This is a genomic window from Bradyrhizobium sp. Kon58 (assembly GCF_055807455.1).
Genome location: NZ_JBVVOT010000010.1, coordinates 51,285 through 64,137 on the forward strand (window position 1 = coordinate 51,285; position 12,853 = coordinate 64,137).

The following is a 12,853-nucleotide window of genomic DNA, read 5'->3' on the forward strand; positions in this document are numbered from 1 at the left end:
GGTAGCCTTCCGTGATATCCAATCCCCGGCCCGCGACGCGCGGTCGCCCATATTGGCGACAAATTGCGACTCGACCAAAGATGGCTTGCCAGGACCGCTACAATGCGGGAGAGTGGTGCATCCCTTTCTCGATTTCGCGAAATCCTATTTTGGAGTTGTCGCTTGAACGAGGTTTTTTACGCAACTTTGGCTCACCGGGTTCGCAACGTTGCGCGGGTGACCGCCAACCCATTCGTCAAGAAACGCCTGATCGACGTCGCCGAAGGCTACCAGTTTAAGGCCGACGACCCGTTTTTCAAAGCTGACAGGCCATACGTCGTCATAGACGATATGAGCGACTTTCCCTGCAACGACAATTGATTGGATTGCGGCCGAGCTTTGGGCCGTTTCGTTTCTGACTGCGACGGTCACGCAAGCAGGAGGGCGTTGGGCTCTTAATGAACCAGATGGCTACGATGAGCGGATCTCCCAAAGATGCAGATGCCAGCAGCGCCATTTATCGTGGCGCCTGGTATTCGCTCGCGAGGGCCCCCGAGGCGGGATACTGGCAATATACGATTAGCTTTGAAGGTCGAGCCATAATTGGGCGCATAGAGGCGCGCCTCTAGCTCTTGGCTTCTGCGCCATATCAAGTTGCGAATTGATCGCGAACTACAGGGCACAACTGCACGCAGCTAAATGCCGATCCCTTAGCGGACTATTGGAGCCTGCCCCCTCGACTAAACGATGGACTCTAACCCATGAAGAGTACGCCAGCAAAAGTCATTCTCGTTCATGGAACTTGGGGCCGGGGGTTCAATCCGGAAAGCAAATCACTTCGAACACAGACTGCTCCCGCTGAACCTCGTTGGTTCGAGATGGGCTCGAAATTCTACTCGGCCTTAGCTTCCGCTCTAACAGGCTTAGTGACAGCGGCAGACCTGAATGCATTTCCCTGGTCAGGGGCCAATTCAATCGAAGAACGGCGAAGCGCTGCCGCGCGCTTGGCAAAGATTCTCGATGACAGCGTCGCTGGAGCGCCGGAGGCACCACATTTCATCATCGCTCACAGTCACGGCGGAAACCTGGCGCTAGATGCGCGGGAGGCGATGTTAGGGAGTCGGCTCAACGTGCACATTCTGACCATGGCCACGCCGTTTCTCTCCATTTACCGCGCGGTCCCTCGGATCATCGACAGGCTTTTTGTAATTTGTCTTTCACTCGGTGCCGCAACATTTGCAGGCTATCTCTTGATAGCATGGACGTTTGCGAACAACTCTTTCTTGTACGTCCCTTTGTCGCTCTCCGTCTTGTCGATAATTTTTGGCATCATCACTTCCTGTGTCTGGGCATATCGACGTCTTCTTGTCACTCAGCAACTCGATCACCGCGCTCAAGCTCTAGAGTTTGCGCGGCGTATAAACAATCGAACTTTGCTTGTGAGCACGATCATATTCGCTACCGGCTGGCTTCTCCTTGGACGGAATCCGGCAGGATTTCTTGGCGGTCAAGAATTTCACAACGCGAATTTTGCGCTATTCTCCGCAATGCTTCTGGGAGGCGTGGCGCTTGTACTTCCGGTAATTATTCCGTCTTTGCTCGCCTTCTTCCTTTCCCTATGGATCGCAGGAGAGATTCTTCACGGCCCGCAATACGAATTGCCAAAGACTTCCCGAGTCATCACCAATCTCAAAATCCTGAGAAGTGAGCGCGACGAAGCTACCCTGGTATTACTATTTGGAAAACTCGCGAGCTTTCTGACGCACGTCGCCGCCTCTATCGCGATGGTCATACCGATTCTCGCCGCTTCGATTGCTGTATTTTTCACCTACGTTGCAATTAAGTATTCTCTATCTGCGGTACATTCCTATTCCGAGTGCATGGTGAGCCTCACCGCAGATTGCGTTAATCAGCAGTTGTATGCCTTAGTCGTTTCTGTTTCGATGAACGATTTTGTCGCTAGAATCACTCGCTACGTCGCGTATGGCCTCGGAGTAAGCGCCTTCCTCGTTTTGCTCGCAACCTTGAGCAAGTCATTGTTTGGCAGAGAGCTGCTTTATCGATCGTTGAATGCGGTCGTTGACGTTTCCGATACGCCAGGCGGTTCCGGCTCCTACAAAGTCGATTGGTGCGCTCCCTCTAGAGAAAGCGTGTCTAACCTTCGGCATTCGCTTTATAACAATCCCGACGCACTGAAAGCGATCGTAGCCTACATCCAACGTGTCTGCACCGCTGAGCCTCCTCTCGACGATGCGGCAGGCGGCGTGCTTCCTTTCGTGGCCCCGAACAACGAAGTTCGGCGGAAAGCTGCGGCATTCGTGGCCGTAGGGTGCATCTATGCGGTCACCGCCGCGGTCGCTTACGCTCCATCCAGCGCTCGCTCCATCCGTTGCTCATTAGCCTCCTATTTCGAAGCCTCCGCTGCACCAGGCGAATTCACTGTCCTCGTGGCGGGATTCGACGGCGACCATGACGGCGTGGGCGACCGCTTCGCCAAGGCGATTGCCCAACGATACGGTTTTTCAGTCATCCGGACGTGCTTGCGGGTGACCAAAACCCCTACCTCGGCAACGCAAGAACGTTTGTTCGGCGACGGGTCTGCAGAATGGCTGTTGGCGAGGTACAACTCTGACTTGATTTTGTGGGGTGAAGTAACGGGGAAATCGCGGGTCGAGTTGCACGTCTGGCAACCCGGCTCCTTTAGGGATCAGAACAATCAAACCGAGCTTGAGCCAGCCGATATTCCCACATTTGTTGCAACGCGGCTCCAGAGCGATCTAGTCCATGCAATCGAGTATTCGGCGAAAAAAACATCTTCGTCCGATCCGCCAGCCGTTCTTGGGAGGTATGCCGATCAAGTGGACGCATTCGCTCAAAGCATTGATCGAAATTCTGATGGGTTAGGCACTTCTGCTGGATCACGGGGTCCGCTGCACGACTTCTATCGCCTGAGGGATACGATTGAGATACACGTAGCTGCGGGCAGATTGATGAAAACAGCGGCTACGGCTCTCAAGGATGGACAGCGCGCAAAAGCGGCTATCGCTCATTTTGAACGTGCATCCGCGATGTACGACGGCGCGGGAAACAATAAGCGCGTCTTATCGAACGACTGGAGGCGAGACGAGAACGCCGCGTTGCTGTTGGACGCCCGACTAAACAAGAACCAAGTTTCGGCAAAGCTGGTGGCATCAAGGTACTTGGCCGACTACGAGGAAGCTCGCAAAGAACCCAATTATTCAAACTATCAACTAGCTGAGTATGCCCAGAGAGCCGCTTCAGCGGCTTCTGACGTATCTGCGATCACCCGCGATCGGGATTCGGCTAGTGCATCCATTCGCCTCTCGTGCGTGAGCTTATTGCTGCTCCGTTATTGGCAGGACGATGAGAAAGAGATCCGGAAGCAAAACCTTGAGCTTGCGCGGCAAGGACGGATGGGAGCCGTTCTTCGGAACGTTCCACCTCTTGATCAAACCGAGGCATACAAAAGTCTCGTCCGCCTCGGGAAAGATCCCTCCTCTATCATCGCGCGTGGCAGAAAAATGAAGGTCAGGGACTGCGATTCGTTCTAGCACACGAAAGTGCAACCATCTGGACGGACGAGTGAAGCTACAGGGCGCTTGATCCATGGACAGAATCAAGTGTGCCGACAAGAGCAGGCCATCCCGCAATGGTGATTCTGTGTTCCTGCTCACGGTCAGGGCGCCAGAACGGAGGGCAAGCATGGCCTTCAGGCCTGAGTTGATACCAGCGCAGGTTGGCGTCCTAACGGGACACAGGCTTGTTTGCCTGTCTTGAGTGGTCATACTCGGTTTCCAACGCCGCCCCACCACGGACGCCTGAGCTATTGGCATCACGGGGGAAATCGACGATTGGTCGGGGTCACGATCAGCGTCAAGGTTTTCAGAAAATGCGGAGCAGATCCCCCCTCCGCGCGTACGTTCAGAGGGCGCTAAACGGCTCCTTGGTTGAGTTCGGAGCCTTTATCCATTTGACGATCTCGTTCAGCGCAGTGGGATGCGTATACGGCAAAGAATGAAGGAGAAAACTCTCATTCTCGTTGCCGCTCTCGAGCTGAACAATCTTGTAAGTACCAGGAGGCGACGTTTCGCAGGAGACAATGATGGTGGCCGCGCAAATACCGAGTTCGGGGACACTGGTTATCGCGAGAACCGCAGTGAAAAGAACGAGCATAAAAAAAGCCGCGCCCAGAAGGGCTACGATAGGGATAGAGACCTTGAAAAACCAAATGAGGGTGTCCGATACCACAAGTGCTGGGAAAACGATCAATACAGCAATAGCTAAAATCCAGGCGTAGAGATGATCAGCAGCGTAGAGATAGACAACCTTCGCGGCCGGCCAAGAGGGAATCGATGCTAGGGTGGGGGACCAGCCGTCAATCTTCATGAACGAAGACTGGTCGTTGTAGCCAACGAAAATGACTGCCGCAAAGAGTAGTAGGTGACCGAAAGTAAGCCAAACTGCGAGAACGAGAAGAGGCTGGGACAGGAGCCATACGAGTTTGCCGATCCTTTCGAAGAGCATACCGAATAAACGGCGCAAGTGACGATCCAACGGACCGCGACGACCCCAAAGAAACGTCAAAAGCAGTTCCAGTACGTTAAACAAACCTAAGAGGGCGCTCGCTTCATCGCTCGGGGCTCGAACAACGAGCAACCGCTCTGGATGGACGTCAGGCAGTGCGAGAGTCTTCAGAAACCAATCGGTCAGTCCAGCGACACCAAAGCTCACTAAGATCAGAATGCCCAAGCCGGCAAAATGGGCGATAGCATCGAATAACGAGATCGCCATGAACGCGTACCAAGTCGGATGCTCATTGAAATACGTGACCTGAGGAATCCTCATCAGCTCGAAAAGCATTATCAATAGGGCGTAGGAGCCGGCGAGAGCAGCGAAATAACCAAGCAAGCCGAAATCGCGGCGGCGTCCAAGCAAATAGGGAGTTGAAAGCGTTACGACGCCTTCGATGCGCTCAGCAAGGGCCTTGTCGCGCAAGGCGTAGAGCACAACGGGGCCACCGTGGCTGTGAGCCACAATATAGTGGCGCCCGATGTTGCGTGCAGTGACGTCCAGCAGGAAATCCCGGAATTTCTGCCCGCCCCAATGACGAGCGAGATGGCTTGGCCAGCCCGACCAACGAAAATCGTCGTGGAAGTGAAGGTTCTCGCCGAACTCCTTCAGAAGCTTCTCACGGAGAAGCGACCCCTTTTGCGTCCAGGGTGCGCCAGGGGCAAACGTGCCGTGAACGAAAGTAAAATGGAGTTCTTTCTCAGGCGAAGTGCGTTTAAAACCTGATTCACTCGCTGTCTCGGTCACGACACGCTCGCAATTCGAGTTTATTACTCCGATCCAGGAATCCAAAAGCGACCAAGTTGGTCCCCTGCCCAAAGGTCCGCACCTTGCTCGGGTTCGGGGACCGAAAGTCTACCTTGGACGGCAGCGATCTTAGGATCGCACGGATTGTTTGGCGCGGCAATAACGCATGAAGTTGCAGTAGCGGCCGACGCGGGACTTTTTCGGCGCCCCCTCTAATCAGTTCGATGCCTCTTTCGGATCCAAATGTTCTGATTATGAATTCTTCAAAGCCTCGTACGTGGGTCGCTCTAAACCGCGCAGGATCACACCATACCGGAATTGCGGCAAGTATCGCGAGAGTAGCAATCTCAGACCGTCTCCGTTGGTGAGGTAGGAGCTAGAAGCAGGGGTGCGAATACCAACATCGCGTTGTAAAATGCTCAAACGGACAAATAGAGCGGCAAAATGACCAGCATAGCTGCGATGGAGCCGATTCTCCCTGATGCGGATTCAAGCTTGAGCGGACATACGGCAAGAAGCTGGTGACCCTGCTCGACCGACGATACTGCGGTGGCAACGGCTTGCCGCCATCCGAGCGTCTCCCCTCGTACCTTCCATTGTCCCCGGCTTCCATGAGGCCCCGTCCATTCCTTGTGCCGCCACAGTATTGGATCTCCATGTTGGTGCCGTCAGCATCTGTCTAGATCCTGTTCGGCTGCGAGCACCGGCAGTCTTATGCGCCAATTGACCAATATTTCTTCCCATCGTCGGACGTTTGCTGCTGCAGCCCGAAGCGCTTGCTCGGCGCTGCGCCAAAACTCAGCAGCGAATGAATATCTGTAAGGACCCCCCGTGACTCGGCGACATACCCATGGCCTAGCATTGTTACGTCTGCGTTACTGACAACCACTGTGTCCACTCCGGGCAAGACCGTAACGGGAGGCGCAAGGCCAACCCGAGAGTAGCCATGTAGCCAATGCGAGGCTTCGACAGCCCTGTCGCGAGACGAGACGTAAAGGGTCGTTCGTCGAGAAACTCGAGAATAGGCTTTGTAGAGCTGTCGAAACGTGTCGGCGTCAACGTCCGCGGCTGCAAGGATGATCTGATCAAATGCTTTGCCTGTCCGTTTAGCTGCCGCGGAGGCAATTCGGTTCACTGCCTGCAACACTGCACGATTGCCCATGCTATGGGCGATGATATGAATCTTCGATGCGCCGGAGCGCCGCGCGAAATCCGTCATAAACTGCGTGATGTATGGTTCGCTGGCCTCAATAGTCGCTTCATCATTGGTGTACAGTTTGAACTTGCCTCTAGACGGCCAGCTGAAGAAAGCCATGCACCCGCGTACTGCGAGATCAGTACCAAGCTGTGCTGCGCGAAGTGCTGCGTCCTCAAACGGAACGTTGTATCCATGGATGAAGATGACAGCATCGCGATCACGAACCCGGAGTTGTTCGAGCTGCCCGGCGACACCTTTCCAGAACTTTGCCGCCGCAAGTTCCTCAGTCGTTATTAGCTTCAGCCGGTCATCAACGCCGGACATGAACCGCCTTAGCCAGTTTGAGCCAACGGAGCCGATCTTGTGCGCTTCGGGGACGAAAACTTTACACATGCCAAGATGCAGCGTCGTGTCACGGGTGCCGGAGAAACCCTTTGAAATATTAAATGGATCCCACGGTTTTCGATTGGTACCAAACCAAACGGTGTAGTTGAGATCTTTTAGAGTGGTCTGGTCCCCCTGAACGGCTTCTATCGGCAGCCCAAGCGGCAGGCGAAGTGGGACCACCAGAGGCGCGCTGTGGGCGGAGGCCGGCGCGCGGGCCTTCTCCACCTGTTGCCGGTTCGGCGGCTCTTCCTCGTCCAGCACTGGCCTGATCAAGGGATGGGAGCCGACGGCGACCTTGAGATCGGCGACGATCGCGCTGATCCGGATGCCCTCACTGGCGATCCAGTCGATCAAGGATTCGTCCATCGACGGCTTCCACTCCTTGCCGTCCTTGGTCAAGGTGCGGCCCTGCGCATTCTTCCGGGGAACACCGCTGTGATGCAGCGCGACCACCTGCCAAAAGCGGTTGAACGCCGGTGCTCCAGAGGAGCCAGCCGTGGTTTCCGCCATGTACCAGAGGAAATCGCCGGAATATTTGAGCAGCTTGTTCTCGCGGACGCAGACCTGTTTCATCTGCCCGCTGGGATGCTGGACGATGGTGAGGTACTCGCCGGGATCCGCCTTGGCTGGCGCGCCGCTGAGCGGCAGCCATCCCCAATCCTCGAGTTCCTCCTGGCCTGACAGCGAGGTCGGCGCCACCGCGACGACCGAGAAATCCAGCCTGTCATTGGTGTAGAAGAATTTGCCCGGCTCGAAGCCGAACCTCACCGGCACGCGCTCTTGTCCCGAGGTGTCGAGCTCATAGTTGAAATCGGCGATCGAATTGGCGGCCTCGGCCGGCTTGCCGAAGACATGATGGTTCGTCAGCAGCAGGCCCGGCCCGATCAGAAAGCCCGAACCATATCCGAGCAGGTTCGATTTGAGATCCCTGAGCTGAATGCGGCAGACCGAGCGCGAGGCGGCGGTCCCCTTGGCGAGATAGTTGATGCTGTCGAGATCATTGCCCTGGATGATCCGCTCCAGGCCGATCTCCGCCTGCTGCACGTCCTGCGTCTCGGCCAAGAGCTGGCGCTGGCGCAGGCGCTTCTGCTCGGCGGTGATGTGAAGCGGGCCATCGCCTAGCCGCTTGTTCAATACCTCGGGCGAGAAGTTGGCCTGCTTGAATCGCCTTTCCGAGACGGCAATCAGGCTCGGGCGTATCAACATCGCTCCCCCCCCTTAAACTGGCGTCAATTTCGCTTTATAAGCGTGTGAGCCCTCAACCGCAATCGGCAAGCATGGGCGCGCTCTTCGGGACAGGCACTCCAAGGCGTTCAAAGTAGTGGGTCACCAGCTTGCTCGAACGGTCTCCCCTCAGGTAGTTCGCAAGAGCTGGTGCATCATCATCCAAAAACATTGCAAGGGCTACTTGGCTGACAACCCAAACGCCTCCTCCGACCCGCCGTCCTAATCCATGCTGGACGCACCAGCTGCGAAGTGTTGTTTCGGGCTTGCCGGATCTCTTAGCTGCTGCAGCCAGGCTAATGCCCTCCCTGGGATCGTAAGGTGTGAGCACCCTCCATGCGGTCTCCTCAGCGGATTGCATGCTGACCTCCACACAGAAGTACGGTGCCGGACATCGGCTTGCGTCGATACGTTAGCGTCGATCCCGCGGCCGCCGGAAAGCCGCCGTCTGCTCAGTCAACGCGAAGACAGCGCCGCCACCCAGCAACATCGTCAGGCCCATGACGTCGTACCGGCATCCCGGTGCGACTGCGTGAACGCCGAACAAATCCAGAGCGGTCCAGCCGAGATCGCAAGCCGCGCGGCCCCAGCTCGGCAGGAAGCCGTCCGTGTCTTCGACCATCTGAAACCATCGGCCTGCGCCTGCCCACTCTGGTGCTTGCATTCGTTTCAGCTCCAGCAGAATTGTATGCCATCCGGCGAGGTTGTCCTCGAAGACCCGGGCAGCGCAGCCCGGAGCCATCGCCCTGACCCCAGACCATGCGTTCTTGATCGGTTGGGGAAATCTTGCGACGGTGCTGGATGAGCGTGCCGTCAGCATCAAACAGAAGTTGCGCGTTATAGATCGTGCCGCCATCGCGCTCGTTGACACCGATGGAGACGACCATGCCAGCTTGTCTGGCGGCCTCGCCGATGGCCCTGGTCGCGTCAGACGGCACGGTCACCGCCTGATCGAGTAACTTGTAGCGCTCCGCGCCCATCAGGTACGGCGCTTCGACGAAGGAAAAATACGGGTAGTAAGGAATGACGGTTTCCGGAAAGGTCGCGAACTGGACGCCCTGGCGCCCAAGCTCGATGACTTTCTTGACCACTTTGCCAACAGTGCCTTCCCGGCTGTAGAGAACGGGACTGATCTGCACGGCCGCGGCTTTGACAACAGGCATCGTGGCGGGTCCTTTTTGGCGAGTTGTTGGTGTAATCCTTGGTCCGCTCCCACATGGCTTCACCATGCCCCGCTCGAAGTCGATCCGTTGGCGATGGAGCCTGAAGCGCCACCAAGCTCACAACGAGGCGCGCGGATCGCCCTGCGCACGCGGCGGTTCGGCGATGAGCATGGCGAGCGGCGCAAGCGGCCCGAGAGCGATCAGCTCGAATTCCATCATTCCGGCCACACCCAGTGGAAGCTTCTCCAGGAGTTCGTGCACCTCTGCCGTGCTGGTGGCGTTCACGATGAACACCACGCCGCGGTCCTCCGTCCGGGAGAACCACTGCTCGATCTTGCCGGCGAGATAATAACGAACCGTCGCTCGCACCTCACGGTGACGAACCAAGGCAATCGCCTCCGGCGTGCCCTTCGCCGTGATCGAACCGATCGCCAGTATCTTGGTTGTCGAACCGATGACGGCGGCGAGCGCGGGCAACATCTCGGCATGGACGCGCGTATTCTTGACGTCAGGCATTTTCTGTTTCCTCGCGCGGTACTGGTGTGGGGAGCTCGAGGGACGGCGCAGCATCGATCGACAGCGCGCAATGCGGCGGCTGTCAGGCACGCACGAAGGTGACCGAAGCGGTCTCGATAGAGCCTCAAGCGCCACCAAGCTCCCAACGAGCCCCAGCGGACCAGATCATCACGAGCGGGGCGGCTCACCGATGAGCATGGCGAGCGGCGCAAGCGGCCCGAGAGCGATCAACTCGAATTCCATCATGCCGGCCACACCGAGGGGAAGTTTCTCCAGAAGTTCGTGCGCCTCTACGGTGCTGGTGGCGTTCACGATGAACACCACGCCGTAGCCCTCGGTCTGGAAGAACCATTGCTCGATCTTGCCGGCGAGATGATTGCGAACCGTCGCGCGAACCTCATGGGGCAGGACCGGCGCGATCGCCTCGGGCGTGCCTTTCGCCGTGACGGAGCCGATTGCCAGGATCTTCGTCGTTGGACCGACGACGGCGGCAAGCGCGGGCAATATTTCAGCGTGGACGCGCGGATTTTTAGCGTCATACATTCGATGTTCCTTTCGATCTATTGGTAAGGACCGCCTGCGAATTACTTAGCGGGATCGGTCAGAAGCACGCGGAGCGGGGCGATCGGGCCGAGCGGGATGATCTGGAACTCCATCAGCCCGGCCTGGCCGAAAGGAAACTTGCCCAGCAGGTCCAGAGCCTCCTTCGGGTCGGTGACGTTCATCATGAAGACGACGCCGCTCTGGTCCTGCTTGAGGTACCACTGGTCGATTTTCCCAGCGAGATAGAGCCCTACCGTGTCGCGCACTTCGGCAGGCAGGAGCGGCTTCCACCGCTCCGGCGACCCTTTGGCTGTGAAGGTGCCGATCGCGAGAAGTTTGGTCGTCGGGACGTCGAGGCTCGATGATGGTGGCGCTGACTGAGCGAACGAAGCGGTCGGGCTAATCACCGCCAATACCGTGACGAGGCCAACGGCTCGAGCGAGCTTGGTCAAGCGGCGTTCGCGAACCGTGAGCTTTTCGAGCGCGCGCGGGCTCATGACAGCATCGCCTTCGCTACTTGCGCGGGCTCATCGGCCTGCAGCCAATGGCCCGCCGGTATGAAGGTGAGGGACGCATTTTTGAGCTGAGATTGACGCCGCTCGGCCATGGCGACGGGGAAGTAGGGGTCGTATTGTCCCCATATCAGCTTGACCGGAATATCGAGCATCTTGAGCGCGGTCAGATGCTTGGCGTTTCGGGCGTGTTCATCGAAGAATTCCGCCGCCAATTGCACGAAGGCAGGACCGGCGCCGGGTTGGGCAATGAAGTTGTCGCTGATCAGCGGACCGATGAACGCGCTGAAATGGGGTCTTTGCGCCTCAGGCAAGGGGTCCAGGAATTTCTTCTGCTGCCATTTCAGCAGCCAGCCAAACTGTTCGAAGCTCTGGGCGATCGCTATTGCAAGGGCCTGCATGCTCCGAGTCGCAAAGAGCGTGATCATCTCGGGCCAAAGAAACGTGGAGTCCTCGCTATAGGCCGAGTTGAGCATGATCACGGAAGCGACACCGTTTGGATGAGCGAGCGCGTAGTTGAGCGTCGCCATCCCGGAGGAATCATGAGCGACCGGGACGATTTTCTCTAAGCCTAAGCGGTCGACGACCGCCCTGAGATCGTCGAGTTGCTGCCTGAAGCTGTAGGCAGTGCCGACAGGCTTGTCCGAGGCGCCGAAGCCCAGGAAATCGAACGTCACCACGCGCCGGCCGCTGGCAACCAGGAACGGGATCAGATCATCCCAGATATGTAGGTTGTCAGGGAAGCCGTGCATCAGCACAAAGGCCGGGCCAGAACCCGCATAATCTCGAGCGTAGACTTTTCCTTCGCCCCTGGAAATGCGATGCTCGACGAAGGCGGCGTGATCGGAAGACATGCATCATCCTTTCTTCCTCACGGAAGCGCTGATGGGGGTCGCTTAGCGGCGAGGAGCTAGTGCGAGATTTGTTGCCCGGACTCTAGCGATTATGGCGGGGCTGACGTAGGTCGTTCTTGCCACCATTCGTGCCACAGGAGCAAAAATGCATCGGGTCGGTTTCATCGTGCCGCAACGGTTTCAGCTAATGAGCCTTGCGGCGCTGACGGCGTTCGAGATCGTGAACCTGCCCCCGGCCAACCAGCGCTACGACATCCATTTGCTGTCAGAACATGGCGGTCCCGTGCGGTCTTCATCAGGCATGATGATGGAAACCGAAGCGTTCGGAGATCCCGCCTTCGACACAGTGATTGTGGGTTCGATCACCGAGATGGACATGCCTTCCTCCGATGCGACCATGATCGCGTTCGTGCAGGAGGCTGCCAAGGCGTCGAGACGGATCGCCTCGATCTGCAGTGGAGCGTTTGTGCTGGCTGAAGCGGGCATTCTGAATGGCCGGCGCGCCACGATGCACTGGGCTCACGCAGATAGCTTCAGGGCTCGGTTCCCGGAAGTCAGGGCGGAGGAAGACCGCATTTACATCAATGACGGTCCGGTCTGGACGTCGGCGGGGATGACCGCGGGGATCGACCTTGTACTAGCGTTGATCGACAATGATCTTGGTCCCGAAGCCGCGAAAATGGTCGCCAGGCTGCTTGTCATGAACCAGCGCCGGATGGGTGGACAGAAACAGCATTCCGCACTGCTTGACATGACGCCGAAGTCCGATCGCATCGAATTGGTCCTGGCGCACATTCGTCAAAATTTGCGAAACCCATTGACCATCGAAGAGCTGGCTGCCGTCGCCAACCTGAGCCCCCGCCAGTTCAGCCGCGCCTTTCTGGCCGAAACCAACCAGTCTCCAGCAAAAGCCGTGGAGCGGCTTCGGCTGGAGGCCGCGAGGTTCATGATCGAAGAGGGGCGGCACACGGTCAATGTCGTGGCGCAGGAAACAGGATTCGTGGACCGCGAACGCATGCGTCGCGCGTTCCTCCGGATCTTCGGCGTGCCACCGGAGATATTGCGGCGAAACGCTCGACGAGAGGCGGAGGCGGCTGCCTGACTTCGGCTAAAGAGATGTAGGATTTTGAGTCAGGCACT

The 12,853-nt window shown here is 57.4% G+C and carries 10 protein-coding genes; 3 read left to right on the forward strand and 7 right to left on the reverse strand.

The features are described from left to right. The first annotated feature begins 162 nt into the window (after nucleotides 1-162). Nucleotides 163-360, forward strand: coding sequence for a hypothetical protein (locus AC0L20_RS18745; protein ID WP_473290579.1), 198 nt, complete (start codon nucleotides 163-165; stop codon nucleotides 358-360). A gap of 380 nt (nucleotides 361-740) precedes the next feature. Next, nucleotides 741-3,551: a hypothetical protein gene (locus AC0L20_RS18750; protein WP_473290581.1), complete on the forward strand. Its 2,811-nt coding sequence runs from the start codon at nucleotides 741-743 to the stop codon at nucleotides 3,549-3,551. Between the two features lie 370 nt (nucleotides 3,552-3,921). Here the strand turns inward: AC0L20_RS18750 and AC0L20_RS18755 are convergent, their stop codons facing one another. The 7 genes from AC0L20_RS18755 to AC0L20_RS18785 form a co-directional block, all read right to left on the reverse strand. Next, complete coding sequence (locus tag AC0L20_RS18755) at nucleotides 3,922-5,316, reverse strand: esterase/lipase family protein (protein WP_473290583.1); 1,395 nt, start codon at nucleotides 5,314-5,316, stop codon at nucleotides 3,922-3,924. Between the two features lie 712 nt (nucleotides 5,317-6,028). Next, complete coding sequence (locus tag AC0L20_RS18760; protein WP_473290585.1) at nucleotides 6,029-8,107, reverse strand: alpha/beta hydrolase; 2,079 nt, start codon at nucleotides 8,105-8,107, stop codon at nucleotides 6,029-6,031. A 470-nt stretch (nucleotides 8,108-8,577) separates the two neighbouring features. After that, complete coding sequence (locus tag AC0L20_RS18765; protein WP_473290587.1) at nucleotides 8,578-9,288, reverse strand: nitrilase-related carbon-nitrogen hydrolase; 711 nt, start codon at nucleotides 9,286-9,288, stop codon at nucleotides 8,578-8,580. Nucleotides 9,289-9,405: 117 nt separating this feature from the next. Further along, nucleotides 9,406-9,804: a hypothetical protein gene (locus AC0L20_RS18770; protein WP_473290589.1), complete on the reverse strand. Its 399-nt coding sequence runs from the start codon at nucleotides 9,802-9,804 to the stop codon at nucleotides 9,406-9,408. A gap of 168 nt (nucleotides 9,805-9,972) precedes the next feature. After that, nucleotides 9,973-10,347 carry a hypothetical protein gene (locus tag AC0L20_RS18775; RefSeq protein WP_473290591.1) on the reverse strand — a complete coding sequence of 125 codons (375 nt, stop codon included), beginning with the start codon at nucleotides 10,345-10,347 and terminating at the stop codon, nucleotides 9,973-9,975. 41 nt (nucleotides 10,348-10,388) lie between these two features. Beyond that, the gene (locus tag AC0L20_RS18780) at nucleotides 10,389-10,844 is read right to left on the reverse strand and encodes a hypothetical protein (protein ID WP_473290594.1); all 456 of its coding nucleotides are present in this window, start codon (nucleotides 10,842-10,844) and stop codon (nucleotides 10,389-10,391) included. Next, nucleotides 10,841-11,713 (reverse strand): alpha/beta fold hydrolase, encoded by an 873-nt coding sequence (locus AC0L20_RS18785; RefSeq protein WP_473290597.1) that lies wholly within the window; start codon nucleotides 11,711-11,713, stop codon nucleotides 10,841-10,843. The genes AC0L20_RS18780 and AC0L20_RS18785 overlap by 4 nt, the downstream gene beginning before the upstream one ends. A gap of 145 nt (nucleotides 11,714-11,858) precedes the next feature. Here AC0L20_RS18785 and AC0L20_RS18790 point away from each other — a divergent pair, with 145 nt between their 5' ends. Further along, entirely contained in the window at nucleotides 11,859-12,815 is a 957-nt protein-coding gene (locus tag AC0L20_RS18790; RefSeq protein WP_473290600.1) for a GlxA family transcriptional regulator, read from the forward strand. Nucleotides 12,816-12,853: the final 38 nt, after the last annotated feature.

Coding starts and splice junctions, on each gene's coding strand:
- AC0L20_RS18750 (WP_473290581.1), top strand. CDS start 741: ATGAAGAGTACGCCAGCAAAAGTCATTCTCGTTCATGGAACTTGGGGC.
- AC0L20_RS18760 (WP_473290585.1), bottom strand. CDS start 8,107: ATGTTGATACGCCCGAGCCTGATTGCCGTCTCGGAAAGGCGATTCAAG.
- AC0L20_RS18765 (WP_473290587.1), bottom strand. CDS start 9,288: ATGCCTGTTGTCAAAGCCGCGGCCGTGCAGATCAGTCCCGTTCTCTAC.
- AC0L20_RS18770 (WP_473290589.1), bottom strand. CDS start 9,804: ATGCCTGACGTCAAGAATACGCGCGTCCATGCCGAGATGTTGCCCGCG.
- AC0L20_RS18775 (WP_473290591.1), bottom strand. CDS start 10,347: ATGTATGACGCTAAAAATCCGCGCGTCCACGCTGAAATATTGCCCGCG.
- AC0L20_RS18780 (WP_473290594.1), bottom strand. CDS start 10,844: ATGAGCCCGCGCGCGCTCGAAAAGCTCACGGTTCGCGAACGCCGCTTG.
- AC0L20_RS18785 (WP_473290597.1), bottom strand. CDS start 11,713: ATGTCTTCCGATCACGCCGCCTTCGTCGAGCATCGCATTTCCAGGGGC.
- AC0L20_RS18790 (WP_473290600.1), top strand. CDS start 11,859: ATGCATCGGGTCGGTTTCATCGTGCCGCAACGGTTTCAGCTAATGAGC.